The organism is Clostridium sp. (assembly GCF_036781005.1).
GTDB lineage: Bacteria > Bacillota > Clostridia > Clostridiales > Clostridiaceae > Clostridium_B.
The window spans coordinates 1-25,645 of the sequence record NZ_DAIQBT010000012.1; the positions used below are offsets into that span (position 1 = coordinate 1).

Annotated in this window: 24 protein-coding genes, 1 pseudogene and 1 other annotated feature; of the genes and pseudogenes, 16 read left to right on the forward strand and 9 right to left on the reverse strand. The window is 31.5% G+C overall.

Annotated features, from left to right (window positions below; translation table 11 throughout):
* A pseudogene (locus tag V7Q02_RS06660) lies at window positions 1-103 on the reverse strand (IS5/IS1182 family transposase); the annotation flags it as partial.
* Between the two features lie 172 nt (window positions 104-275).
* Between V7Q02_RS06660 and V7Q02_RS06665 the strand changes: the two are divergent.
* Window positions 276-3,593, forward strand: coding sequence for a cell wall-binding repeat-containing protein (locus V7Q02_RS06665; RefSeq protein WP_333860221.1), 3,318 nt, complete (start codon window positions 276-278; stop codon window positions 3,591-3,593).
* 135 nt (window positions 3,594-3,728) lie between these two features.
* Here V7Q02_RS06665 and V7Q02_RS06670 read toward each other — a convergent pair whose 3' ends face one another.
* Window positions 3,729-5,285 carry a cell wall-binding repeat-containing protein gene (locus V7Q02_RS06670; RefSeq protein ID WP_333860222.1) on the reverse strand — a complete coding sequence of 519 codons (1,557 nt, stop codon included), beginning with the start codon at window positions 5,283-5,285 and terminating at the stop codon, window positions 3,729-3,731.
* Window positions 5,286-5,531: 246 nt separating this feature from the next.
* Between V7Q02_RS06670 and V7Q02_RS06675 the strand changes: the two genes are divergently transcribed.
* From V7Q02_RS06675 to V7Q02_RS06690, 4 genes are all read left to right on the forward strand, one after another.
* On the forward strand, window positions 5,532-6,659 hold the full coding sequence (locus tag V7Q02_RS06675) for a TolC family protein (protein ID WP_333860223.1): 1,128 nt from the start codon (window positions 5,532-5,534) through the stop codon (window positions 6,657-6,659).
* 22 nt (window positions 6,660-6,681) lie between these two features.
* Window positions 6,682-7,863, forward strand: coding sequence for a TolC family protein (locus V7Q02_RS06680; protein ID WP_333860224.1), 1,182 nt, complete (start codon window positions 6,682-6,684; stop codon window positions 7,861-7,863).
* Between the two features lie 296 nt (window positions 7,864-8,159).
* Window positions 8,160-8,588, forward strand: a complete 429-nt coding sequence (locus V7Q02_RS06685) for a hypothetical protein (protein ID WP_333860225.1) — start codon at window positions 8,160-8,162, stop codon at window positions 8,586-8,588.
* Window positions 8,589-8,744: 156 nt separating this feature from the next.
* Entirely contained in the window at window positions 8,745-9,311 is a 567-nt protein-coding gene (locus V7Q02_RS06690; protein ID WP_333860226.1) for a Uma2 family endonuclease, read from the forward strand.
* Between the two features lie 130 nt (window positions 9,312-9,441).
* On the opposite strand, the gene V7Q02_RS06695 is transcribed toward V7Q02_RS06690, so the two are convergent.
* Window positions 9,442-11,196, reverse strand: a complete 1,755-nt coding sequence (locus tag V7Q02_RS06695) for a WG repeat-containing protein (protein ID WP_333860227.1) — start codon at window positions 11,194-11,196, stop codon at window positions 9,442-9,444.
* 273 nt (window positions 11,197-11,469) lie between these two features.
* Between V7Q02_RS06695 and V7Q02_RS06700 the strand changes: the two genes are divergently transcribed.
* From V7Q02_RS06700 to V7Q02_RS06720, 5 genes are all read left to right on the forward strand, one after another.
* The gene (locus V7Q02_RS06700) at window positions 11,470-12,354 is read left to right on the forward strand and encodes an SLAP domain-containing protein (RefSeq protein WP_333860228.1); all 885 of its coding nucleotides are present in this window, start codon (window positions 11,470-11,472) and stop codon (window positions 12,352-12,354) included.
* Window positions 12,355-12,529: 175 nt separating this feature from the next.
* The gene (locus V7Q02_RS06705) at window positions 12,530-13,588 is read left to right on the forward strand and encodes a DUF2140 domain-containing protein (RefSeq protein ID WP_333860229.1); all 1,059 of its coding nucleotides are present in this window, start codon (window positions 12,530-12,532) and stop codon (window positions 13,586-13,588) included.
* A 271-nt stretch (window positions 13,589-13,859) separates the two neighbouring features.
* Entirely contained in the window at window positions 13,860-14,084 is a 225-nt protein-coding gene (locus tag V7Q02_RS06710; RefSeq protein WP_333860230.1) for a DUF1659 domain-containing protein, read from the forward strand.
* A 101-nt stretch (window positions 14,085-14,185) separates the two neighbouring features.
* Window positions 14,186-14,404, forward strand: coding sequence for a DUF2922 domain-containing protein (locus V7Q02_RS06715; RefSeq protein WP_333860231.1), 219 nt, complete (start codon window positions 14,186-14,188; stop codon window positions 14,402-14,404).
* Window positions 14,405-14,433: 29 nt separating this feature from the next.
* Window positions 14,434-15,084: a sigma-70 family RNA polymerase sigma factor gene (locus V7Q02_RS06720; protein ID WP_333860232.1), complete on the forward strand. Its 651-nt coding sequence runs from the start codon at window positions 14,434-14,436 to the stop codon at window positions 15,082-15,084.
* 88 nt (window positions 15,085-15,172) lie between these two features.
* Here the strand turns inward: V7Q02_RS06720 and V7Q02_RS06725 are convergent, their stop codons facing one another.
* On the reverse strand, window positions 15,173-15,421 hold the full coding sequence (locus tag V7Q02_RS06725; RefSeq protein ID WP_333860233.1) for a hypothetical protein: 249 nt from the start codon (window positions 15,419-15,421) through the stop codon (window positions 15,173-15,175).
* Between the two features lie 239 nt (window positions 15,422-15,660).
* Between V7Q02_RS06725 and V7Q02_RS06730 the strand changes: the two genes are divergently transcribed.
* Window positions 15,661-17,046: a mannose-1-phosphate guanylyltransferase/mannose-6-phosphate isomerase gene (locus V7Q02_RS06730; protein ID WP_333860234.1), complete on the forward strand. Its 1,386-nt coding sequence runs from the start codon at window positions 15,661-15,663 to the stop codon at window positions 17,044-17,046.
* 26 nt (window positions 17,047-17,072) lie between these two features.
* The gene (locus V7Q02_RS06735) at window positions 17,073-17,531 is read left to right on the forward strand and encodes a VanZ family protein (protein ID WP_333860235.1); all 459 of its coding nucleotides are present in this window, start codon (window positions 17,073-17,075) and stop codon (window positions 17,529-17,531) included.
* A 299-nt stretch (window positions 17,532-17,830) separates the two neighbouring features.
* On the opposite strand, the gene V7Q02_RS06740 is transcribed toward V7Q02_RS06735, so the two are convergent.
* Both V7Q02_RS06740 and V7Q02_RS06745 read right to left on the reverse strand, forming a co-directional pair.
* Window positions 17,831-18,535: a DUF4405 domain-containing protein gene (locus V7Q02_RS06740; RefSeq protein WP_333860236.1), complete on the reverse strand. Its 705-nt coding sequence runs from the start codon at window positions 18,533-18,535 to the stop codon at window positions 17,831-17,833.
* 22 nt (window positions 18,536-18,557) lie between these two features.
* A complete protein-coding gene (locus V7Q02_RS06745) occupies window positions 18,558-19,271 on the reverse strand; it encodes a flavodoxin (protein ID WP_333860237.1) in 714 nt (237 codons plus the stop codon).
* Between the two features lie 633 nt (window positions 19,272-19,904).
* On the opposite strand from V7Q02_RS06745, the gene V7Q02_RS06750 reads away from it, so the two are divergent.
* From V7Q02_RS06750 to V7Q02_RS06760, 3 genes are read left to right on the forward strand one after another with little or no spacing between them, the layout of a single operon-like run.
* Window positions 19,905-20,090 carry a hypothetical protein gene (locus V7Q02_RS06750; RefSeq protein ID WP_333860238.1) on the forward strand — a complete coding sequence of 62 codons (186 nt, stop codon included), beginning with the start codon at window positions 19,905-19,907 and terminating at the stop codon, window positions 20,088-20,090.
* Window positions 20,091-20,126: 36 nt separating this feature from the next.
* Window positions 20,127-20,528, forward strand: a complete 402-nt coding sequence (locus tag V7Q02_RS06755; RefSeq protein WP_333860239.1) for a nucleotidyltransferase substrate binding protein — start codon at window positions 20,127-20,129, stop codon at window positions 20,526-20,528.
* A gap of 1 nt (window position 20,529) precedes the next feature.
* Window positions 20,530-20,838: a nucleotidyltransferase domain-containing protein gene (locus V7Q02_RS06760; protein WP_333860240.1), complete on the forward strand. Its 309-nt coding sequence runs from the start codon at window positions 20,530-20,532 to the stop codon at window positions 20,836-20,838.
* Here V7Q02_RS06760 and V7Q02_RS06765 read toward each other — a convergent pair.
* From V7Q02_RS06765 to V7Q02_RS06775, 3 genes are all read right to left on the reverse strand, one after another.
* Window positions 20,816-21,598, reverse strand: coding sequence for a YdcF family protein (locus V7Q02_RS06765; RefSeq protein ID WP_333860241.1), 783 nt, complete (start codon window positions 21,596-21,598; stop codon window positions 20,816-20,818). The two genes, V7Q02_RS06760 and V7Q02_RS06765, sit on opposite strands and share 23 nt — an antisense overlap.
* A gap of 64 nt (window positions 21,599-21,662) precedes the next feature.
* Window positions 21,663-23,366, reverse strand: coding sequence for a ferrous iron transporter B (locus V7Q02_RS06770; RefSeq protein ID WP_333860242.1), 1,704 nt, complete (start codon window positions 23,364-23,366; stop codon window positions 21,663-21,665).
* An 80-nt stretch (window positions 23,367-23,446) separates the two neighbouring features.
* Entirely contained in the window at window positions 23,447-23,755 is a 309-nt protein-coding gene (locus V7Q02_RS06775; protein ID WP_333860243.1) for a FeoA family protein, read from the reverse strand.
* A 195-nt stretch (window positions 23,756-23,950) separates the two neighbouring features.
* Window positions 23,951-24,202 (forward strand) — a binding site (T-box leader).
* A gap of 55 nt (window positions 24,203-24,257) precedes the next feature.
* Between V7Q02_RS06775 and V7Q02_RS06780 the strand changes: the two genes are divergently transcribed.
* Window positions 24,258-25,634 carry a TrpB-like pyridoxal phosphate-dependent enzyme gene (locus tag V7Q02_RS06780; RefSeq protein WP_333860244.1) on the forward strand — a complete coding sequence of 459 codons (1,377 nt, stop codon included), beginning with the start codon at window positions 24,258-24,260 and terminating at the stop codon, window positions 25,632-25,634.
* The last annotated feature ends 11 nt before the right edge of the window (window positions 25,635-25,645 follow it).

Here is a 25,645-nt window from a genome sequence, read left to right on the forward strand (position 1 = left end):
TAACGGTACTCCTCTGCCGTCTGCGAGGATATGCTTTTTGCTCCCATTTTTTTCCTCGATCCGTTGGATTTGCTCCAACAGATTCTTTTGCAAGGGGAGCTTGATGTTGAGACTTAAAGAATTAAATATATTCGCCGGTAATTTTTGAATTAAATTTAAAAGGGAGAAGCTTTTGGCATAATTTGCATATATAATTAAACCTATATATCTATATAAAATTTAGTATGTATGGTACAATATTCATATATTGCTAAAAAGATAGGAGGTTACAATATATGAATAGAAGTACCATAAAAGCTGTAGGTAGTATAGCGGTGGTATCCCTGATTCTTTCAGCCTCACTGCCTTTTACCAAGGTTGAAGCGGCAGTGGGAGCTGTTACAAAACTGTCTGGATCAGATTGTTACGAAACCGCAGCTGTTGTTGCAGAAAAGAATTGGACTACCTCCACTGACGTGGTCCTAGCATCAGGAGAAGGATATGCAGATGCAATTAGTTCTACTGCAATTTCTAAAAAATTAAATGCACCTATACTTTTAACGGAGTCAGGTTCACTTAATTCTAGTGCCAAATCCGCTCTTGACAAATTAAATCCACAAAATATATATGTGATAGGAGGGACAGCCTCTATATCACAGAGCATAAGAGATGAACTTAAAAAGGATGGCTACAATTTAGTTGAATTAGGTGGAAAAAACAGATATGAAACTAATCTTAAGGTAGCCCAGCAGCTTGTGAAACTCGGCGTGGATCCTGCCAGTGTAATGATGGTTTCAGGAGAGGGTTTTGCAGATTCTCTTTCGGCTGCACCTATTGCCGCTGCAAAAGGGCAGATACTTCTGCTTGGTGTAAATAATGATGAAGCCATAAAGCCCATAGTAGATTTTGTGAAGAGTAATAGTTCAAAGGTTACCGTATTAAGTACAGAAAATTTAATAAATAGTGAAATTTACAATGAATTAGGTGCAGTATCTAGAATATCTGGAGGATCTGACAGATTTGCTACTAATGTAAATGTATTAAATCAATATGACAGTGAGCTAAAATCTAATAAACTTTACATTGCAGAAGCTAGTGGAGATAGGTATGCAGATGCACTTATTGCAGCTTCAGTAGCAGGAATTAATTTTTCTCCATTAGTGCTTATTGGGGAAAAGGATGACACCTCGACTTCAAATGCATTAAATTACATAAGAAACAAAGTCACAGAAACTACAGACTTGAATCTTATAGGAGAAGAAGGGGTTGTTTCTGAAAATACAATTTCCAATATAAATGCAGCGGCATCAGGAAGCGGTGTGGAAAGTCCTACTGTGGCATCTGTAAGTTCCAATGGACTTAACCAGGTAAAAGTTGTGTTTAACACCGACGTAGATGAGGATTCTGCAGAGAGAGCTGCAAATTATGAAATTAGCGGCAGTCAGTTAGGTTCTGTTACTGAAACTCAATCAACAGCTACTCTTCAAGAGGATAATAGAACAGTTTTAATTACATTTTCAAATCCTTTTCAGCAGAATAGGCAGGTAACTTTTACAGTAAAAAGTGCTATAAATACTAAAGATTCCGTTAACACTATAGCTAAGTATGATAAAAAAATCACTTTTTCATCCACATCAGCCCCCACTCTTGATTCAGTAACTGCCGTAGGAGGAAATAAAATTGTAGTTAAATTTTCACAGCCTATAAGAATGACAAAAGATAATTTATCTTCATTTAAGATAAACAGGCAAAGTATAACTGCATTTGGATTCAATTCTTCTGATACTGAGTTTAGAAATCAATCTTTAAATGAAAAATGGGCAGATGGAGTGGAACTTTATTTTAATTCTCCCCTGCCAATAGGTACAAATACATTTACTGTGCCAAATGGGGATGTAGGAAATAAATTTGATAATGCAGCTAACTTTCCTTTAAGCAGTACCACGGAAAATTTTACAGTAAACTATGTGTCGGGAAATCCCCAGATAGAAAGTGTAACCAGTGAAAATTCTGATACTGTCTATATAAAATATAACAGACCTATGGATCAACAGACAGCTTTAGAACCTACAAATTATAAGATAAATGGAAGTACAGTAAATGTAGATTCATCTTATGTTACTTTTGATAAAAACTCCGGAGACACCATAGTTAAAATTACTAAATTAGAGAACACACTTAAATCAGGAGAAAATACACTTACCATAAGTGGAGATATAGAAGATACTTTTGGAAACTATATAAATAAAAGCAATATGAATTTTTATGTAGGAGGAGATACTGACAAACCTACTATTACCTCTGCCAGTATTTTTGATGAAGAAACCATAAGAATTAAATTTAATAAGGATGTAACAAGAAGCTATGCCACAGACAAGGGAAATTATACTGTACTTGATTCCAGTGGAGCAGATATAACTTATAAAATTGACGACATATATGCAGTAACTGTAGATGGAAATAGTAAAAGAACCTTTAATATTAAATTTGAAGATGATACATTAAATGGCTCCCAGTATAAATTAAAAGTAAAGGATATTATTGATACAAATGCAATTCCAAATATTATGAACCCTTATACTGTTACACTTACAGGTACGGATACTGAGGGAGTGAGTGTTGATGAAATATTAAGGCGAAGTGATAATTCTCATGCTGTAGCTATGTCTTTCAGCAAGGTTATGGACAAGAACTCCCTAGAATCATCTTCAAACTATCTCTTTAAAGACGGAAATGGAGATATAAGAACACTTCCAAACAGTGCTATAATTACTCCTAGTCTGGATTATAAAAGTGTAACTATAGAGTTTCCATCTAGTTTTAAAATAGGAACTGGAAGCGGTGGTACAAGTGTCTATCAAATGGGAGTCAAAAATGTAAAAGATGTAAATGGAAATATACTGGATCTTGGTTCTTATATGGGTGAAATTACTATTGATTCCAGTGATGGCCCTAAAATTGTGTCAGATACTGCAAAAATGACCTTTGAGGATAATGATATAGAAGTGAAGGTTTCACTGTCTTCTCCTCTTGATATACTTAGTTTAAATGATTTTAAAGTAGCTGGAAACGCCCCAGATAGCGGCTATTGCAGTGGAAATGATGTACTGCTTTTATTTAAGGCAGGAATAAGAAATAACGAGAAGATAGACGACATAAAAGATACAGGAAGCAGTACTACAGTTAGTATTACAAATACCAACTCCGTGGATTGGGCAGGACGTAATATAAGATCTGGTTCTTCTAAGGTATATATACCACCTATGACTAGGTCAGATTTATGGTCTGCTAAAAGTTCAAATGGTAATACTGTAACTATAGTGTTTAATCAGGATATTGATAATGATATAAAAACTTCTTATATGGATGATTTTATATTTAAAAATAACGATACTGGAAAGGAATTGAATCCAACTGGAGTAACCATAGATGGAAGAAAGGTAATTTATAGATTCAACAATGGAACTTTTGAAGATGGGGATAAAATTTCTGTTTATGCCAATAGTGATAGTTCTAAAATTAATGTAAGAAGTGAAAAACACGATGATTCAGGATATACACTTTATTCACCATCCAATGAAGATCTGGATGGAAGAACTATAACTGCTGATTAGTAAATCGGAGATTAATTTACAATTTTTAATTCACAGTTCACAATTTGGTAGGATTTTTTGGAAAAAATCTATCAAACTGCGAACTGTGAATTATAAAAACCTTTTTCTTGAATTCAAGAAAAAGGTTTTTATTAATTATTTCTGTAAATTGTCTAAAGCTGAAGTAATATAGGTATATAAATTGCTTATTCCTTCATTTCCACCTTTTATATTTAAAATTGTATCCATTTCCTCAGCTAGATTTTTAAGCTTATCCTCTTCTTCATTTATTTTATCTAAATCTGAAGTATCCACTGCATCTTTAAGAGCAGTAAATATATCATTGCAGTTATTCATATAATTCAATACTTTGCCTGCAGTTTCAATTTCAATAATTATGCTGTCTAAATATTGCTTGTTTAGAGATTCCAAACCTTCTGGTACGGAGAGGTTGGAAACCTTGTCTTTAAGTACAGTCAGTTCATTTTTGTAATCAGATAAATAGGAAATGTCTTCTTGAAATAATTCAGTTAGATTTCCAAGTTCCTGGGATATTTCATCAGCACTAGCTGCAGAATTTAAATCTACCAGTGTATCATTAATAGTAATATAGTTTTCACCTAATTGTTCTGATATATAGGTGCTTTTATCGTTATACGATTCACAGTAAGTTTTTAAATTGTTTACATAGTTTTTTTCAGATTTTACTACATCTGATGGAGATTTTAGTAAGTACTCTGTAGGGAGATCTATAACACCTATACCTCCTAGTAGTATTATATTTTTATATTTTTTTTCATCTATAAGGTTCTTCTGGATGGATATATCACTGCTGTCTGTAAGAAGAATAGGGGCAGTTAACTTAGAGGCTAGGGCACTTCCGGATAATGCATCAGGAAAGTTTTCACCATTTGCAAGTACTGCTGTGTCTGTATCTATATCAAAATATTTGCATATATTTAGTGAAGTTTCATATCTGGTTTGACCACTTATTCTTATTATGTTTTTATCTTCCAGGGAAGGAACAAGAGATTTTAACTGGTTTATTACTTCATCCTTTACGGAACCTTGTCCACCTAGTATATACACATTGTCAGGAGCAATATCTGAAATAAGATCTCTGGTTTCCTCCGGCAGACAAGTATCTCCCGTCATAAATATGGGATATCCTTTTGAAGAAGCTGTACTTGATACACTCAGGGCATCTGCAAATCCCCATCCATTTGCAATAACTATAGGGGTTCCTTTTTCCACTTCCATGGAATTTATTATAGATTTATTGGTATCAAATCTATTTTTCCCTCCAAGTCGTATAATATTTTTATATCCTGATTGTTCCATATAATTTAAAAATTCATCACTTATTGAGGCTGTACCGCCTAAAGCATACAAAGTTCCAGATTTACTTAAATGATTTTTTATATACTCTATAGCATCAGAATTTTCACTTGAATTGTTATTTATAAGGAGTATAGGAGCGTTGTATTTTTTTGATAAAACACTTCCTCCTAAAGCGTCTGGAAAATTTTCTCCGCTGGCAAGTATTATATTGTTCAGAGTTCCCTGTTGAAAGTTGTCTGAAATTTTTATAGAAGTTTCGTATCTGTCAGTGCCTGCAAATCTTTTTACCTTATATGTAGTTTTGGCATAGGCAATGTTTGATATACAGAATATGAAAATTATTGATAGGGTTAATCCTGTTAATTTTTTCATTAAGTTTACATCTCCTTTTGTAAATAATATATATTCAAATTCTAACATAAATATAAAAAATACTGTATAGATAAATTATGGCCGTTTTTTAATGTGTAATAATTAAAAAGCACTTCTGTAAAATTTTACATAGTGGTAATTATAATCCTAACTATGGAAATATAACTATAATTGTGGTAAAATCAGTTCATGATTGAAATATTATATTTGTTAAGAAAATATTTTAATATATGGAAGGAGGAAAATATGAATAAGATTAAGATACTTGCTGCTGCAGTTGCTTTGAGTTTTTGTACGAGTACTATGGTTTTTGCACAGGGAAATACATTAGATATTGACAGCTTTATAAGCAACAATATCAGTGACACCTATAAAGTTAAAAAGGCGGATATTTCCATAAAACAGGCTGAAAATTCCCATGATCAGGCTGTTAAAAACGCCAGTAGTTATTCAGACCAGTTCAATGATGATTTGGATAGTTATACTAAACTGACTATCAGGCAGCAGATAGCTATTACTCCCCGTCAGGCTGAATTTTCTATTTATAAATATACCAAGGAAAAAGAAATTGTTGAAAACAAAGTTAAATTGGATGCATATACTCAATATGAGGCTATTATGAATACTAAAGATGTATTGGAGCTGCAGCAGCAAAAATTTGATCATTCTGAACAGCTTTATAATAGTGCAAAATTAAAATTAAATCTGGGAGTTGTCACAGAGGCAGATGTAAAACAGGCGGAGGCAGCTTATTATGATGCAAAGGCTCAGCTTAACAAAGCACAAAGAGGGTATGATATTCAGATTATGAAATTAAACCAGATATTTGATATAGATGTATATGTAAAATATGATACTCTTCTTAAGGATAAAGTTGCTGAAACACCTTATATAAGAAGTTATGATGATTATTTAAATGATGCACTTGAAAATAGAGGAGAAATTGTAATAGGTCAGGAAAATATAAAGTTAAAGGAGTTTGAGTATAATATCATAAAAGGAATATACCCATCTAAATATGAGACTAGTAATAAAATTGGACAGTATAATTTAGATAAAGCCAAGGACACTCTGGAATTGGACAAATTGTATATAGCAAATAATATAAATGAACTTTATAATAATTTACAGGTTAAGTGTAAAGCTTTGGATTCAAAAAAAGATACACTCAAACTTACTGAGACAAATTACAATATTGCGCTTGCAAAATATAATGCAGGGGTAATGAGTAGAATAGACTTTGACTCACAAAAGATAGGTCTTAGAGCTGCTCAAAATGATTTAAAATCACTTCAGAGAGATATATGGATAGCGCAGTTTCAATTAAATATTGCCTGCGGTATGGGAAGTGATACATCTAAAATTACATATTAGAAGTCAGAAGGAGGTAGAAGCGGTGAAAAAAAATTTAAGTATAGTAATTGGACTTGCTATGGCTATTAGTATGGGCACCAGCTGTTTTGCAAAAGATGAGGTATCCTCGTCTGGTACTACAGAGTCTACAGTATCTCAGGATATTAGTGATTATAGTAATTTTACTTTGGACAATTTATTGAAACTTATAGAAACAAATAATAAGGAAATACAAATGATAGATCAGAAAATACTGCTTTATCAGAGACAGTTTGACAGAGATCACCAAAATGCACTTTCATATGCTGATAAGAACAAATCAAACTATCCTGCAGGGCAGTACGCATCTATAAAAGTTTTAATGGATGTTGTACCAAGGCAAGATCAGCAAAATATAAAAGATGCTGAAAATGAAAGAAAAGAAACATTGCAAAATATAAAATTTTCCTTAGAAGGACAATATTTAAATGCAGTAAGCTGCCAACGTCAAATAGCTGTTATAAATTCCCAGATAGAAAATATGGATAAACAAATTGAACAAACAAATGCTAAAATAAAACAGGGACAATTAACAAGTGATGCTCTTGAGAATCTTGAAGTACAAAAAAGCAATTTTATAACTTCACTTAATACTCCAAAGGCTCAACTGCAGCAGTATGAACTAAATATAAAACAAGCTATAAATGTTGATTTAAATATGGATGTAACCTTGCAAGAGATAGGAAGGGAATTTGCAAAATTTGATGACAGTAATATACAGTCAAGAATTGATCAGGCGGTTAACAATTGCTATGACCTTCAAAAGATAACCAACAATATTGAAACGCTTAAAATACAAGAAGCTATATATAAAAAATATTCCTATAATGATGCTACCGGTGAAGTAAGTGCAGGCCTTAATATACAAGATGCCCAAAATTCTATTTACACCACTCAATTAGGTAAAAGAGTTGAGTTATGGAATCAGTATTACACCCTTAAAAATAGTGAGGATACAGTGAATACTCAGCAGATAAAAGTAGATAATGCGAAAATGAATTATGATATTGCACAGGCTAAGGTTAATGCAGGAGTTTTAACTCAGGTAGAATTGGATTCTTATGCCCTTGCCCTTGAAAGTGAAAATGTGAATTTAAAAAATGCAGTGGATAATTATATGATACTATCAGATCAATTTGAATATGCTCTGACTAAGGATCTTCCAGCAACTTCATCAAATGATTAGATTCATGTGGAGTTTGATATAGAGAATACTTGAAAGTCTAACATACAGCATCATTAAGCGTTACTTTAATGGTGCTGTATGTTTTTCCAGTTCTGCTGCGAAAAATTTTCTTGGATTTTTAACTTTTTATGAATAACCATCTCAGGTAACTCTTAAATTATAATAAGTATGATAGAATAGATTTACTTGTTTAATTGACAAAGCACAATTGATTGTAGATTTTTCACAGAAAAATATTCTCCTAATTGTGAACTGTGAATTGAAAATGGTGAATTGATCTAAAGGGTGGTGGATTTATGAAAGACAAGCTTAAATTACTAAAAGATAAACTACTTAAAAGTAAAGCCAGAATATTAGGAATTATCATAGTTATTTTAGTAATTATTGCAGGTATAACAGGATATTTTTATCATAAAAAGTTGGTAGAATCAAGGGATCCTGTTAAAATTGAAGCAGCTAAGACAGATAAAAAGCTTGGCATAACTGAAGATGAAAGTAACACTAAAAAGCTTAAGAGAGAAGATATTATATTAAATGGAAGGATATATACGCAAAATAATAAGGTTATAGTTACTATGGTAATTAAAGAAGGAGTCAGTGACCAAAAAGTAAAGGAACTGGCACAGGAGTATGGCAAAAATCTGAAAGAAAAATATGAGAAGATGCCAGTTAATGTAATAGCAGTAAGAGGTAATAAAAAAGTATTGGATATAACTGTAAAGTAATTGAAGAGCTACAATGTATAATATATAGTTCACAATTAAGGACAATTTTCTGCCCTTGTAGTTTGGAAAAATCTATTTATAGATTTTTCTTTTTTCATGTTTAATTTATAAACAATATGTTAAAATTAAAATATAATAATAAAAGGAGTGATATTTGTGACCATTCCTATTAAAAAAGAAAAATATACCTATAAAGATTATTTAAGTTGGAAAGAAGATAATAAGTGGGAAATAATAGATGGTGAAGTTTATGCAATGAGTCCAGCTCCTTCAAGAATACATCAAGAGATATCAGGAAATTTATTTTTTTATATAAAGACATATTTATTAGATAAAACTTGTAAAGTATATGCGGCACCTTTTGATGTTAGGTTGTGTGATGAAGAGGAGGATGAAAAAATAAAGAATGTGGTTCAGCCAGATATTACAGTTGTATGTGATGAAGATAAGTTGGATTATAGAGGAGCTAAAGGAGCTCCAGATTTCATAATTGAAATAGTTTCGCCATCTTCAACTTTTTTGGATTATGTAAAAAAGCTTAATTTATATGGAGAATATGGAGTCAGAGAATATTGGATTGTGGATCCCAAAGATGAAAATGTTTTAGTTTATAAAGTTAGTGAAGATGGGAAGTACGGTAAACCACAAATTTATAATAATACAGATGAAATAAAGGTTAGTATTTTTGAAGATCTGGTTATTGATTTAAAAAAGATTTTTTAGACGGGATTGTGAAAACTATAGAAATATTAGAACCAATAAAAACGACAATAGGGAAGGTATATGTTTCACTATTGTCGTTTTTGTTTCTTTTTAATTGTGTATTGTAAACTGTGAATTTATAATGTGTTTTCTAGTTGGTAATTGAAAAATGAATCTTTATAACAGAAGGTTTTAAGGTGTTTCCATCTGTATCTCTAAAGGTGTATTTTCCGTTGCTCAGTACCGTGATGGTATAGGTTTCATCAGCCTCATAACCATTATAAGGGGGATTTATTACTATGGTATCCGGACTTTCAAAAGTAAAAGAGACATTTTTGTATTTTCCACTGCTGTCAGTGACTTTAATATTATCTGTCATAGTCATGTCCATATTATTTAATACTTCATCATCAGGGTCTTTGGTGATTTTATCTTTAAGAGATTTACTGAATTTTATTTTCCATATTTTAAAAGGATCGGTTATAGTGCTGCCTGGTATGAATTTTATATGGGAATTTTTTACGAGACTACATCTACCTTCTTTTATAATAAGTGCATATCCATTGTTAAAAGAAGAAACACTGTTAAAATCATAGGAAATAAAAGTAGAATTTTGCCTGTCTATATATCCCCATTTTAAATGTTTTTTTATAAAACTTGTGTCATCTGAATCTTCAATATTTGAAGAACCCGTATTTTTTTCCACAGCTGCATAACCTTCATTAAAATCATAAGCACTGTTGAATATAGGTTCAATGACTATATCCCCACTATCATTTATAAATCCAAATTTATTGTCTTTTTGTACTCTGGCTAGTCCTTCACTGAAAGCATAAATTCTATTGAATTGTGATTTAGAGGTTGATTTGCCTTTTGCATCTATAAATCCATAGGTACTGCCTAACTTTGTAATGGCTTTTCCCTCCTTATAATTATCTATCCAATCGAATTTGGGTTGTACTATTATTTTACCTGAAGAGTCTATAACTCCATACTTTTTATTTTTATATATTAAGGATATACCATCTTCATTAGGTATAATAGAGTCATAATCCATACTTAAAATTGTATTGCCTTCTTTGTCTATAATTCCATACTTGCCGCCGCTGGAGACTTTAATAAGATTTTTATTTAATATGGATATATATTTGTAATCAGGTTTTAAAATTATAGTTCCATTTATATCTGAAAGCCCCCATTTATTATTTTGTTTTATAGGTACCATTCCTTGAGAAGGAGATCTTATTTCCTCAAAATTAAAAGGTATAAAGGTTCCCTTATCATTTATAAGTCCCCAGGAAGTACCCTTTTTTACTGCAGCATAATTTTCCTGAAAGTTATAGGCATTATCATATATACAATCTGAGATTATATTTCCCCTGCTGTCTAAAAATCCAAATTTGTTATCTTTTTTTATCATCATAAATCCGTCTTCAAAATTATATGCTGTATCAAATTTAGGTTCTATAACCATATTCCCAAAACGGTTTATTATACCCCAGTTAGAACCTGTATTTACGGCAGCTACTCCTTCCTTGGAAAAATCTCCTATATCTTTGAATTGGGGTTGTGCTATAATCTCTCCTTTTGAATTTATAACACCTACTTTTGAACCCTTGGAAACTTTGGCGTATCCATTTTTGAAGGAAGATATGGAAGTGAATTGTGGGGTTAATATTACTGTTCCATTTGTATCTAAAATACCGTAAACACCATCTTTTTTGAATTTTGCAAGGCCGTTATTTTCAAAGGCATATATATTGTCAGCAGATAAATTCAAATCTGTTATGGAATATTTATTACTGTTTGCCGCCAGTGCTTCATGAGAATTTTGAAATGATGTATAACTTAAGATAAATAGAGAAGTTAGAACTAAACTGCAGCATTTATTAAAAAAACTTTTCAAAATTTTTCCCTCCCTATGTGTTTTTAGGTTATTATACCATATTATTCAGACAGGAACTTTATAATTTGATATAATTATTTTGTGAAATTGTTACAGCTGCTATTGTAATGTAATATTAGAGAGAGGGCATATTATAAATATGAATTTTTAAGTAAAGAAGTTACTGTGAAAATTGCATTTGATTTTAGAAAATCCTTATGATATATTTAATTAAGATAAATTAAGAGAGTTAGAAGTTAAACGAGTTATTATGAGAAATTTGGAGGTTTAATAATGGTAAAGAAAACAGAACATGATAAGGAAAATGCTGGTGTAGAATATGTTTCCACAGTTCTCTCTCTTTTAGATGAAGAAGAAAATGTAGTTTCCGATGTACAAAAAGAAATTTTTGAAGATGAAATAAAAGAACTGCCCCCTATAGAGGAGGGACAACTTAATATATCAGGTATATATTTTTATGATGTGGAGGATAAACTTGAAGTTAAAGTATATATAAGAAATGGACTTTCATACAATTTAAATTTAAATAAAATACCTCTTGTAATCACAAATTCAAAAGGTGATGTTCTGGCATCTCAGAAGTTTAATTTGTCATCTCTTGGAACACTTCCACCACATTCAGCAAGACCATTGAAACTTTATTTTGATAAGAAAAATGTTAAGGTAGATAAAATAAACCAGGATGACTGGCAGGTTGCTTTGGATGGCGAATTTAATATAACTTCAAAGGTAAGTCCAAGATATGAAGGGCTTCCAGAGGATATAGATGTAAAGGACAAGCTTGTTTTTGATAAATTTTTAGAGGAACTTCCAGAGATGACAGAAGGGGAATTTTCCATATCTACTTTCAGTGTAGGTCTTCAAAAAAATGGGAATATATTAGTTACAGCAGTGATGAGAAATGCCACAGATAAACCAATTACTATTGATAAAATACCAATAACTGTGCTGGATGCAAAAAGAAGGGCTGTTAAATCAGAAAAATTTACATTAAATGATTTTACGGTGAGTCCTTATAGAGCCAAAATATGTAATTTTGCTTTTCCAACTAATGTACATCCTGAAGAAGATACCTCATTAGATGACTGGTCTGTGATTTATAAGTTGGTGAAGATAAATGGCGGCAAAAATGTTAAATTTGTGAAAACAAAAAAGTAAAGTTGAAAATTCAAAGGTTTATCCCAAATGTACTGACTTTGGGATAAACTTTAATTTGTTTATATGACTTTTATCTAAATAATTTATAAATTTAAAATAATTGAAGATGTGTTATAATATATTAGAAAATAAATTGTTATATGAAGTTTACTTTAAAATTTGTAGGAGAAGAAATATGAAAAATTTTATTAAAAGTAAAAAAGGAATATTTTTATGTGTAATAATTCTTTTGGCTTTTGCATCGGTAATTTTTGCAAGGCTTATTTTTTGGAAATCTGATTACAGTTCTCCTGAATATAAATTTTCAGCGCAACTTTTTAGTAAGGTAGTTAAGGCACAAAGTGAAGGAAGCACAGTAGAACTTACCAAAAATGAAATAAATCAAATAATAGCCCTTTATTTTAAAGAGTATAGAAAAGGGAATCTGGTTGTAAAATCAGTAGAAGGAGATATTCAAGGTAAAACTTTTGCCTTTTATGTGCCTGTAACTTACGGTAAATTTAATATATTTATGAATTCCCGGGGAAGTATGTCTTTAAATAATGGCAAACTGAAATATACACCGGAGTATTTTAAAGCAGGGAAGATTACTCTGCCAAAATCATATATTCTGAAAAAGTTAAGTTCAAAGGTTAAAGATGAGGTGGATATTGAAGGAGACTCCATAATAGTTAACATTAAGGAATTTCTCCCACAGGTTAAAGCCGTGGCTGTAAAGGATGGAAAGCTTTTTGTTACCATGGAGAAAAAGGAATTTAAGATTGAAGATATGTTAAAGGGAAAGTTAAGTTCTATAAGAAATCTTATAAAAAATTCTTCTGATGTAAAGGAGTCAGGTTCCTATACTAAAAACAATAGTGGAAGTGGTGTTTCTAAATCAGATGAAAATAATACGGGGAAAAATGATGAAGTTAAAAATAATACCAGTGAATCTAGTTTGGTTTCCTCTGAAAAACAAAAATCACTTGATAATGTAATCAGTGGACTAAATTCAGCTTCATCATCTGTAAGTACTAGTGCACAAAAAGCAGTAATATCTAAGATGATATCTGTGGCAGGAAATATGAAGGATTCCTCTTACAATCCATATTCCGAAGAAAGCAGTGTCAAGGCAGCATACGGGCAGTTGTCCCAGGCTGAAAAGGCAGAATTAAAGGCAGCTTTATTTTCAAATGTGGATTCTTCAGAAGTGGATATATTGGAAGGCATGATAGGAGGTGGCAAAACAAACTGAAATAAAAAATTCCAAACTTTTAACTTCAGGAGCAATATGTCCAAGTTCTTCAGAACTTATACGTTCTCAAAAATGGTAAAAGTGATAAAGCTAGTTTTTCAAGAAAGAAAAAATACATAAAAATTTGTTTATTGCCCTCTGGACGTAGGTTCAGGGGGCTGAATTTTTGGCCTATTTAAAACTAAAATATAAGTTTATATTTTGTTTACATATTTGGAATGCAATTTTTTCAAAAAGTGCATATATACTGTTTGAAAGGAGATGAATTTATATGGCTGCTAATGCAACTTTAATGGAAACTTCTATAGTATTAAGTTATAAGGATGGATTAGATGATAAAGGAAAAGATATAATCAAAAAACAGACTTTTTCAAATATAAAAATAACCGCATCATCCCAGGATATTTATGATGCAGTTGAAAAAATAGAAATTCTTCTTGGAAAGACCATAGAGGAAATTGTAAGAAAAGATGAAAGTGTTGTAACAAACGCTTAGTCAATTTACAGTTCACAATTAAAAATTCACAATGTAATTGTTCATCGAGAATTATAAATTGTGAACTGTGAATTATAAATTGAAAAAAGGGTGTGAAAAATATGACAAGAGTATTGACTATGACTTTTTTAACAGAGGAAGGGAAAAAAGTTTCTGTAAGAGTTTCAAATGTGAAAGAAACTTTAACAGGACAGGAAGTAAAGACTGCCATGGAAACAATTATTGCAAAAAATATATTTACTTCAAAAAGTGGAGATTTTAAATCTATAGATTCAGCTAATATGGAAGAAAGTTCAACTACAGAGCTTGAAGTAAAGTAAAATTTTGATGTTATTTAAGGAGAATAGTTATGATATGTAATTTGGAAAAGGAGGCTTTAATAGACAGGCATCCCAAAATCCAAAAATATGAAAACTATAATTCGCAGAAAATATTTGAATTAAACTCGCTGCTTGAAAAAGCACAAAATGGGGATATTTCTTCAATAAAGGAAATATGTATAAGGTTTAATGGAATGATTGCAAATATATGCAGAAGCTTTTATATAAATGGGTACACCATGGAAGATATGATGCAAGAAGGCAGAATAGTGCTTATGAAAGCTATTGATAGTTATGATTTAAGTTCAGAGTATCCCTTTCCTTCTTATGCAAGTAAAGCAGTTTTAAAAAATTTCTATTATAAAATAAGAAGCAGTACAAAGAAAGTAAGGTGCTGTAGTATTTATAGTCGTAATGCAGAGGGAAATGAACTCATAGAGATTATAGCATCTCGGGAAAATATTGAAGAAAATTTCCTGGAAAATCAGTGGAAAACCCAGTTGAGGAGTGCTGTAAAAAAACTTTCAGGGGAAGAGAAAAAAATAATATTTTGGTGTTATATAGAAAATAAAAGTTTAAAAGAATATGCAAAAGAAAAAAATATAACCTACAGCAGGGTGGTATACAGGAAGAAAAGAGCACTTTATAAGTTGAAAAAATATTTGGAGGATTATATGTAGTTTTAATATTAAAAGTTAAATAGAGTTTTGGATTTTCCACAAAATTATTGTATGCAGAGGTATTTGAAATTTTTCATACCTCTGTATTTTACATAGCTTGATTTTTATTGTATTCATCCAAGTGTATATACACTGAAGAAAGAAATACATTATCTTTGTGCCCAAATTTTGCTGTGTCACCGTATTTTTGTGATACATACAAGATTGAAGGCAAGCCTGAGCCTATAATGCCTATTATCATTGCTACTAAAATCTTTAATCTAGGTGCTGTTAAAAAAATCATAGATTCTAGTCTTTTTTCCAGTTCTATGATAATATATTCTTGAGTATTAAACATACTTGTTAACTGCCTTCCTATCGATATTGATTGCAATTATATTTTATAGGATTTTAAGGCGGTTTTTTATACAATTGTGTCCTCTAAATGTTTTATACATTTAAGGATAAATTGTGGCCTTCACTGAAAGAGAGTGAGTTTGATTTCTAATTTACGTAAGACAGGTATAGTTTATATTGAATATAAAAATAAAATTATTTTATTAATATCATAAATTTATAGGAAATGGAGATAAGCAAATGAAAGTAATTATACTGGCAGGAGGAAATGGCACCAGACTATGGCCCTTAAGTAGGGGTAGCTATCCCAAACAATTTATAAAACTGCAGGATGATAAACCTTCATTATTTCAACAAACATTTAAAAGAAGTTTATTATTATCATGTTTAAATGATATATATATAGTTACTAATAAAAAATACAAATTTTTAGTTGTAGGTGAAATTAAAGAATTAGGCTATGAGTATGATGAATCTAATATTATTATTGAACCTGAAGCTAAGAATACTCTACCGGCAATTTATGCAGGTGTCCATGAAATAACTAAAAAGGGAACAGATTCTGTAGTGGTCTTTCCGTCAGACCATATGATTTTAAAAGAAAAGGAATTTTGTGATATTATTAAAGATTCAGAGATATTTACCAAAGATTCAATTATAACCTTTGGCATTAAGCCGGATGGCCCCAATACTGGATATGGTTATATAGCACCTGGTGCTGGAAAGTTAAATGCTTATAAAGTTAAAGAATTCAAGGAAAAACCGGGGCATGAAGTTGCAGTTACATATGTTAATGATGGATACTTTTGGAATAGCGGTATATTTATGTTTAATACTGAACTTTTTATAAATGAAGTAAAATTGTATGCTAAAAATATCTACCATGCTTTTGAAAGCAGTAATAAAATTGAAGAATCCTTTAGCAAAATAGATGAAGATATTTCAATGGATTATGGTATTATGGAAAAAAGTAAAAATGTTGTTGTAGTACCTGTGGATATCGGCTGGAGTGATCTTGGAAGTTTTGATGCTATCTGTAATATTTCTGATAAAGATGAAGATGATAATATAGTTGATTCTCATAATATAGTAATTGATTCAAGGAATAACTACATATACTCAGAAAAAGATAAGATAGTGTCAACTATAGGGGTAAATGATTTAATTGTAGTAGACAATAGAGATGCCCTGTTAATATGTAAAAAAGACCAATCACAAAAAGTAAAAAAAGTTGTGGAAACTTTAAAAGAAAGAAATGACAGTAGAGTCAATTATCATGTCCAGGATTATAGACTCTGGGGATATTATAAAGTCCTGGAAGAAGATAAAAATTCTTTTAAGATTAAGAGAATAGAAGTAGGTCAGGGAAAAAAGCTAAGTTATCAATTACATTACCACCGCAGTGAACACTGGATTATTGTTAAAGGTATGGCTAAGGTAACAATTGATGATATTGAGAAATTTGTGCCTGCAGGAGAAAGTATTTTTATAAAACCCGGACAAAAACATAGACTGGAAAACCCGGGCAGAATACCTCTAGAAATTATAGAGGTACAGATGGGTGATTATCTGGAGGAAGATGATATTGTAAGATTTGATGATGATATGGAAGAGAATAAAAAGTAAAGTAGAATATTATGAGGTTAAATAAAATGTATAAAATTTTATCATGTATATTTATTGTTATCTGGATGGGACTTATTTTTAAGCTCTCATCCCAACCCGCAGTACAGTCTGGCCAGTTAAGCGGAAAGGTAACAAATATTAATATAAAAGCAATTGAAAAAGTTAAGCCTGATACCAAATTTAATACAGGAGAATTTAATCATATAATAAGGAAAAATGCCCATTTTTTTATCTATTTGATTCTAGGAATATTGACTATAAATGCTTTAAAAACAAATGGTATAAAAGGATACAGGTGTGTAATTTTTACACTATTTATCTGTATTCTTTATGCTTCAAGTGATGAAATACATCAAATTTTTGTACCGGGCAGGAGTGCTCAGGTTAAGGATGTTTTCATTGACAGTGCTGGGGTTGGTGCAGGGATTTTAGTGTATTTGGCTATTAAAAAACTCAGAAAAAGTTTTTTGCAGAATCTATCGTAGTATATGAGTAAATTGTGAATAAAAAATAACGAAATTATAGTGGAGACAATGAAGTTGTTTATGTACTCTTGGAATTTCAATCCTCTCTGATGGGTAAATTATAAACCCTTAAGTCTACTTCAGGTCAATACTTTTTTAAAAAAAGAAAAAATCGGTGACAAGGTAGCTTCGCACTATCCAAACCGGCTTCAGATTTCCTATTCAACTTCAATCTTAGTACCATCCAACAAAGTCACAATGACCTTCTCTCCGTCAAACACCATCATCTTCTCCACTATTCTAAAAAATAAATCCATAAATTATATATTTGAAGCACTACCTTTATCTATAATATTTTTTATAAATTGAAGCAATTTTGAAACATAATGACCAACGCAGACAAACAGCCCCATGATTGCCAGCTGATCGGCGAAAAACAAACTCAGAGGTTCATCAAAATCAAAGAATACAAACTGAGTTTTAAGCAGCATATAAGAACCATTCTTCCGCTGCAAAAATGCATATATTCCATAAGCGGCAAGCAAAATAGCTATTATACGCAGAAAAACAGTACGAATGCGGGAAGTCTCCTTTATACCCGTAATCTTTTTTGCAATGCCCATCAGCATACCCCAATGAAGACCCAAATGTATTGACATCAGAGCAAATCCCCAATAGGAAGCAAGCAAATGAATTGTTCTTGCAAAAGATATACCACTACTTATATGAAGGAACATGAACACATACCGGGATATCATGATTCCACTAACCATAAGGCAAATCATAATTACAAAAATTAGAATATTGATAACTGTTCCTATGATTCGAATGCCAGAATACCGCCCTTTCAAAAGATTTTGATGCCATCTGTAATTTAAAATATTGTGGATGATGAATAAGATAAACATAGAAATTCCCACCCACTCATGGGCTACTTCACTAACCAGTGAATATGCCATGAGTACAGGCAGCATAACGGTCATTGATAAATCTACAATAATTTGCAATATCTTTTTCGGCATCATTTCACCTGCTCCTTTTATTCGACTATTTAATAAATCCTAGTTTAGACAATCTGTTTTTCACATCATCCGCCGTATTATTAGGAAGATCTTCACTTATTGCAAGTCCTTCTAAAATTGTGGCTTTTGGTTCCAGCTTGCTGATAGTCTCAATGGTATTTGAGAAGCCGCTGCCACCGCTGGTACAGAATGGTACAATGGTTTTTCCTGATAAATCATATTCATCAAGAAAACTGTAAACAGCCATAGGCATATCGTACCACCAATTAGGATAGACAAGGATTACCACATCATAGGAACCCATATTCCTCACATGTGTTGCTAACTTTGGTCGGGCATTGGCATCATGTTCCTCCTTACCCTCACGATCAATCACACTATGATCAGAAATTAACTTATCAGACTTTAATTTATCTGTTCTCTGAATAAAGAACAAATCGCTACCTACTACATCCTTTTGGATCGTTTTTGCAACAATCTCGGTATTGCCCTGAACACCGTCCTTCGTAATATTCAGACTAGCAGAAGAAACTGTATCCACCTTCTTAGGAAGATCAGTATTGCCAACACGGGAGAAATACACAACCAGAATTTTGTGTGAACCTGCTGAGATTCGAGCTGAACCATTAGATGTCCCAACCACATCAGAAGATGTATTCGTCTCGGTATTTTTTCTACTACTACAAGCAGTGAGAGAAAGTACCACAAGTAAAAGTAACAAGATAGTTCGTTTTTTCATTATTATAATCACTCCTTTCGCTTCGTTCAAAGTACAAAATGTAATGAATTATACTACTCTGAACAAATTTTTTTATTATTACTAAGTAATTTTCTCTCTTAATAATTTTAGCATAGAGTATAAAGTTAACTTTATGTCAATACCTTATGTTAAAAAAATTAAAGTTTTTAAGCTCAATTTTTCATTTTCTTCAAAATTTCAGTGTAACGTATTAATAATTTACTAAAAATCAATTATAGCAAATCCTGCTGAAAATCCGAAGAAATTCTTTCATAGGACGACTTACATATTTATTCTAATGTGAAGCAACTAAAACACCAAAATAATTGCCAAAAGGAGATGAAAATTCAACAGAATCATGACTACAAATATCATTAAGTATACACAATTCTGGAGATATTAAGGCAGGTCTTTCAGCACATGCTTTAATAGATCTTAATACAAATGAAGGAGTTATAGTTCCTACATCAGCTGTTGTTCAAAATAAAGGACATAATTATGTGATTGTAATAAATTCACATTATAGAAATGTGTATGGATGATAGCTGTTTATAATCATGATATCATTGATAATAGTCCCCCGAAAAGTTATAATTGAATTATAAAAATTAAATGGGTTTCAAAGAGGGCAGGATGAATATAAAAAAAGATATAAATAACATTCATGATAAAAGTTATAAAGATTTATTTTCAAATAAAGAAGTGTTTATAAATTTAATTCAGAATTTTGTAAAAACTCCATGGGAAAGTAAGTTAAAAGAAGAGAATTTGGAACTTGTGAATAAATCATATATACTATTTGACTATGAAGAGTTATAAAATGTGTTAACCGTTAATAGAGAGGAGGTCTTTTAAATGAATCAATTCAAAGACGTAAGATGGAGACAAAGATTTGTGAATTTCCAGCGATCATATAAATTATTAAGTAAATATATTAATGAACCTCTTGAAACAGAATTAGAGCGTGCTGGTATTATACAGTTTTTTGAGATTTCCTTTGAACTATCCTGGAAATTGATGAAGGATTATCTGGAATCACAGGAGTTATATACAAAAAGTCCTAGGGAAACAATCAAACAAGCTTATCAAATGGGGTTAATTGATGACGGGCACATTTGGATAGATGCTCTTTCAGATAGAAATTTGACTGTACATACTTATGATGATAGACTGGCAGAAAAAATGGTTAAGGATATAGTGAGGATTTATTTTCCTGAACTAAAAAAACTTTATAAAAAGTTGATTAAGGAGCTTTAAAATGTTTGGATTATTGGAGCGAGATTTAAAATATATACTTAAGGCTGTTAAAAAATATTCCGAAATAGAGGAAGTGATTATTTTCGGCAGCAGGGCTATGGGTAATTATAAAAAAGGCTCTGATGTTGACATAGCATTAAAGGGTAAATATGTAAATAGAAAGGTAGTTTGCAGACTCAGTGATGACTTAAATGAAGAGTATCCGCTGCCTTATTTTTTTGATGTGGTAAATTATAATGATGTTTCAAATGAGGAACTTAAAAGACATATTGACAATGTAGGAAAAACTATTTATAAAAGGGAAGATTAAGTAGTAAGTTTATATAGTTCAATTTAAATATCCCAAGGTATTCATGTAGAGCGATTCCAATAGTACTAAAACTATCATAGGAAGGAATAAATGACTTAAAGTCTATAATTACATGAGTATTGGTAAAATAGTCAGTAGGGTAGGGGATAATTTCTTTTATACCTGCATTTGAAAAATTTATTATTGAACGTTTCATATGAAAAGCTGATGTTACTATTATAGGTTTTGAAAAGTGGTATTTATTTAGAATTTTGGAGACAAATTCTGCATTTTCTGTTGTAGTCTGGCTGTTATTTTCTATTATTATATCGTTTTTGGAAACATTTAAATCCAGTAACTGCCTTCTGGCGATTTCAGATTCTATACCAGTTGTTTCATAAACTTTACCACCGGATAGAATTATAGGCAGTTTTGTTTTATTATATATACGCAGTGTGGTTAGTAAACGACTGGATGCAGAACTAGAAAGACCTCCAGTGCCGCTAAAGTCCGGGGAATCCAGTGTAGCACCCCCACCCAGCATGATAATTACATCCCCATCTAGTTTCTGAGGAGGAATAAAAGTATATTCTAGTGAGTGAATTGCCCAATTTGCGGTAAAGGGAATTGAAACAATATAAATAAGAAATGCTATTGATATTGTTAATTTTGGAATTTTCTTTTGAGATTTATATTGAATCAGGGCTGAAATCACCAGAATAACGATAAAGCAGCCTGGAGGAAGAATCAAGTTAGTTATAAATTTAATAAAATATATCACAATAACACCCCTTTATATTGAGAATTTTCTCAAATTAATTATGCAACATTTCAAATTAAATTGTTTAAATCAACTGGTATATAAAATGAATAATTGAAGATGACACAAAAGCAGTGATAAACATCAAACATATTAATTTTAAAGCAGTTTTATTACCAAGTTCTTTAAACATTGTAAAGAAAGATGCAATGCAGGGAGTTGAAAGAGTTAAAAATATACAGGCAATTATAAATTGATGTGCACTAAGATTTAAGGGCACAAGCAAGGCTACTGATGCATCTTTTCTAAGAAAGTTTAAAAGCATAATTGGTGCAATTCCCGATGGAAGGCCGAGTAAAATATTTATGGGTTTTTGTATTATTTCAGTAATAAAACTTAAAATATGTAGTGTATCTAATATATTCATAGTTAAAATACCTACTCCAATCATTGGAATAACTTCTGCAAAATAATCTACAATTCTGATTTTAAGTTTACTTGCCATAAGTTTAAGTGAAGGTATTCTACAGGCGGGAAATTCAGTAAAAAACTCTGAAGATTCCTCCTTTTTATATATCAAATTCATAAACCAATTCATCACTAAAGTTAAAGTAATTAATATGATGTAAATAAATAAAACAGTCATTACCCCATAATTCATTCCAAGTGAAACTATAATTGCACTTTGTGAAAGACAGGGTGCACTCATAAAAATTAATGTTATAGTTAAAATTTTCTCTCTTTTGTTGGTAAGACTTCTTGTTGCCATAAATGCAGGTACTTTACAGCCCAGTCCGAGCATTACGGGTATGGATGAATATCCATGAAGACCCAGTTTGTGAAAAAATTTATCCAGTACAACAGCAAGTCTTGGCAGATATCCAAAATCTTCTAAAAAACCGAAAATAAAATAAAAAGAGAAGAAGTACGGAAAAACTGCAACTAATGCTATATAAATACCACTTGTAAGTATTCCAAAGGATTGAAGTGGATCAGAAGTATTTGTAATTAAAAGATTTTTAATAGTGAGATAAGGAATTCTATTACCTAAACTTTGAATCAAGGGATTGTACACATGGAAATAAAAGGGTTCAAATATCAATTTTATCAGGTTCTCCCCTATAAATTCAACCAATATTAGTGTAAATACAAGCACAAAAAAAGCAATTACAATACCCCAAATTGGATGTAGTGTTAAATCACTTATGCTTTCAAGAAATGTATGATGACGATGAGATAATTTTTGTATTTTATTAATAATATTTCCAATATAATTCCAATCAGCATTCTCTTTAATTCCTAAGTCATTTGTTCTGGCGTTCTCTAGCGAGGCCAGCAATTCTGAAATACCTTCATTTTGAAGAGCACTCACAGGAATTACAGGAATACCAAGTAAATTTTCAAATTCCCTGGTATTAATGGTGATGCCTTTATGTATAGTTTCTTCCCAGAAGTTCAGGCATATTACCATAGGTTTATTTTTTCTTAAAAGCTGTAAAGTTAGTTTGAGATTACGTTCTAAATTTGTAGCATCAATTACATTAATAATTATATCTGCAGTGTCGATTAAATTTAATGCAATTTGATCTGTTGTGGAAGATTCTCCTAACAAATAAATACCTGGACCATCCAGTATTTCATATTCATTATTTTTATATTTAAAATGACCTGATTGCATGGCAACCGTAGTTCCACCATAATTTGCCGTAACAATTCCAATTCTTGTGATACGGGAAAAAATAAGGCTTTTACCTACATTAGGGTTTCCGGCAAGTACTACTTTTTTCATGAAAACTTCAAAACCTCCTCATGTTGATAAACTATGTATTGTAAAGAACTTATATTCAATTTCAATAGGTAAAAATTCAACTATAAATGTTCCACAAGAATTTTTTCTGCAATATTATACCCTAAGGCAAATTGCATAGCACCTTTTTCAATTATAATTGATCCCTTTGAGGGAAGAGCACTTTTTTTAAGAATAATAGTTCCCGAAAATATTCCCATAGCATTAAGTTTATCTATTAAAATGGGATTATTTTCAAATTTTATAATTTTTGCATATTTACCACACTCAAGGTCTGATAAATATACATAATGATTATTATCATCTATACTGTACTTAAACTGTGTAATACTTTTATTTTTTACCTGGGGTTTAAAAATATTTTTAAACATTTTTTACTCCTCATTTTGAATTTTTTAGACACGTACATAATAATTGTAATCATTATCATTTTAAAAGTCAATGTGTTTGTAAATTTATCCGAAGGGATACCATTGGTAATACTAGCCTTTTCTTTAAAGTGGGAGATAACATCTTAAAATTTCATTGACAAATAAAAAATTCTAATCTATCATATATTGTAAGTAAATAAACTGATGAATGAGGGTAGTATTCTAGAGTTATATGTTTTTAGAGAGCTGCAGTTTTGGTGGAATGTAGCAGCATTTATCTGGATGAATGGACTTATGAGGGCAGTCTGAAAGGATTTTTTCCAAGTAGGCACTGACGGGAACCTTACCCGTTATAAATTAGGCGTATATTATAATGTATATGAAAAGAGTGGGTAATTTTTTACCAATTTGGGTGGTATCGCAGGAGTATAGGCTCTTGTCCCTTTTATTAGGGTCAAGAGTTTTTTTATATACTTTTATATTCAAAGGAGGTTATAAATAAATGAGTAAAATACCTTATAGAGTTTATTTGTCAGAGGAGGAAATACCGCGTAAATGGTATAACCTCAGGGCTGACATGAAAAGCCAGCACGATCCATATATAAATCCAGCTACTATGAAACCTGCAAAGGCAGAAGACTTGTATCCCGTATTTTGTGAAGAACTTGCAAAACAGGAAATGGATAATAAAACCAAATATGTGGATATTCCAGAGGAGATCCTGGATTTTTATAAAATTTATCGTCCATCTCCCCTTTGCAGGGCATATAATTTAGAAAAAGCTCTGGATACCCCTGCAAAGATTTACTATAAATTTGAGGGAAACAACACCTCCGGCAGTCATAAATTAAATTCTGCTGTAGCACAGGTTTATTATGCCAAGAAACAGGGAATTACTTCTCTTACTACAGAAACTGGAGCTGGTCAATGGGGTACAGCATTATCTGAAGCCTGTGCATATTTTGAAATACCCTTAAGAGTCTATATGGTTAAAGTATCTTCCCAGCAAAAACCTTATAGGAAGGCGATTATGGAAACCTTTGGGGCAAAGGTAATTCCAAGTCCTTCAGATACAACAGAAGCTGGACGTGCTATTCTCGCCAAAAATCCTGATACAGGAGGGAGTCTTGGCTGTGCTATTTCTGAGGCTGTTGAATATGCGGTGAATACAGAAAATTGTCGTTATGTTTTAGGCTCTGTCCTTAATCAAGTTCTTCTGCATCAATCTATAATAGGTCTTGAAGCCAAGGCAGCCATGGAAAAAATCAATGTTTACCCAGATATTGTTATAGGCTGTGCAGGAGGAGGCTCTAATCTTGGAGGACTTATAGCTCCTTTTATGGAGGATAAATTGACAGGAAAAGCCAATCCCTATTTCATAGCTGTTGAACCTGCTTCCTGTCCGTCCCTTACCAGGGGAAAATATGCCTATGATTTTTGTGATACAGGTAAAATTACTCCTCTTGCAAAGATGTATACACTAGGATGTGAATTTATTCCTTCTGCCAATCATGCAGGTGGATTGCGTTATCATGGAATGAGTCCAATTATTTCAAAGCTTTATCATGATGGATATATTGATGAAGCACGTGCTTTGGAGCAGACCAAAATATTTGATGCTGCTGTATTGTTTGCAAAATATGAAACAATATTGCCTGCTCCAGAATCTTCACACGCCATTTCTGCAGCAATTGATGAGGCACTTAAATGTAAAGAAACAGGGGAAGAGAAGACAATTCTATTTGGACTTACTGGAACTGGATATTTTGATATGCAGGCATATATACAATATAATGAAAATAAAATGTCTGATTATATTCCTAATGATGAGGAGCTTCAAAAAGGATTTGAGACTTTACCTACTATTCCATCATTGTAATTAATATAAAA

What these genes read in the sequence shown, in the direction of transcription:
- V7Q02_RS06740 (WP_333860236.1), bottom strand. Translation starts at nt 18,535, where the DNA reads ATGATGCCGAAAAAGATATTGCAAATTATTGTAGATTTATCAATGACC.
- V7Q02_RS06710 (WP_333860230.1), top strand. Translation starts at nt 13,860, where the DNA reads ATGGCTGCTAATGCAACTTTAATGGAAACTTCTATAGTATTAAGTTAT.
- V7Q02_RS06715 (WP_333860231.1), top strand. Translation starts at nt 14,186, where the DNA reads ATGACAAGAGTATTGACTATGACTTTTTTAACAGAGGAAGGGAAAAAA.
- V7Q02_RS06700 (WP_333860228.1), top strand. Translation starts at nt 11,470, where the DNA reads ATGGTAAAGAAAACAGAACATGATAAGGAAAATGCTGGTGTAGAATAT.
- V7Q02_RS06705 (WP_333860229.1), top strand. Translation starts at nt 12,530, where the DNA reads ATGAAAAATTTTATTAAAAGTAAAAAAGGAATATTTTTATGTGTAATA.
- V7Q02_RS06665 (WP_333860221.1), top strand. Translation starts at nt 276, where the DNA reads ATGAATAGAAGTACCATAAAAGCTGTAGGTAGTATAGCGGTGGTATCC.
- V7Q02_RS06755 (WP_333860239.1), top strand. Translation starts at nt 20,127, where the DNA reads ATGAATCAATTCAAAGACGTAAGATGGAGACAAAGATTTGTGAATTTC.
- V7Q02_RS06775 (WP_333860243.1), bottom strand. Translation starts at nt 23,755, where the DNA reads ATGTTTAAAAATATTTTTAAACCCCAGGTAAAAAATAAAAGTATTACA.
- V7Q02_RS06675 (WP_333860223.1), top strand. Translation starts at nt 5,532, where the DNA reads ATGAATAAGATTAAGATACTTGCTGCTGCAGTTGCTTTGAGTTTTTGT.
- V7Q02_RS06685 (WP_333860225.1), top strand. Translation starts at nt 8,160, where the DNA reads ATGAAAGACAAGCTTAAATTACTAAAAGATAAACTACTTAAAAGTAAA.
- V7Q02_RS06750 (WP_333860238.1), top strand. Translation starts at nt 19,905, where the DNA reads ATGAATATAAAAAAAGATATAAATAACATTCATGATAAAAGTTATAAA.
- V7Q02_RS06780 (WP_333860244.1), top strand. Translation starts at nt 24,258, where the DNA reads ATGAGTAAAATACCTTATAGAGTTTATTTGTCAGAGGAGGAAATACCG.
- V7Q02_RS06745 (WP_333860237.1), bottom strand. Translation starts at nt 19,271, where the DNA reads ATGAAAAAACGAACTATCTTGTTACTTTTACTTGTGGTACTTTCTCTC.
- V7Q02_RS06720 (WP_333860232.1), top strand. Translation starts at nt 14,434, where the DNA reads ATGATATGTAATTTGGAAAAGGAGGCTTTAATAGACAGGCATCCCAAA.
- V7Q02_RS06770 (WP_333860242.1), bottom strand. Translation starts at nt 23,366, where the DNA reads ATGAAAAAAGTAGTACTTGCCGGAAACCCTAATGTAGGTAAAAGCCTT.
- V7Q02_RS06725 (WP_333860233.1), bottom strand. Translation starts at nt 15,421, where the DNA reads ATGTTTAATACTCAAGAATATATTATCATAGAACTGGAAAAAAGACTA.
- V7Q02_RS06760 (WP_333860240.1), top strand. Translation starts at nt 20,530, where the DNA reads ATGTTTGGATTATTGGAGCGAGATTTAAAATATATACTTAAGGCTGTT.
- V7Q02_RS06735 (WP_333860235.1), top strand. Translation starts at nt 17,073, where the DNA reads ATGTATAAAATTTTATCATGTATATTTATTGTTATCTGGATGGGACTT.
- V7Q02_RS06730 (WP_333860234.1), top strand. Translation starts at nt 15,661, where the DNA reads ATGAAAGTAATTATACTGGCAGGAGGAAATGGCACCAGACTATGGCCC.
- V7Q02_RS06670 (WP_333860222.1), bottom strand. Translation starts at nt 5,285, where the DNA reads ATGAAAAAATTAACAGGATTAACCCTATCAATAATTTTCATATTCTGT.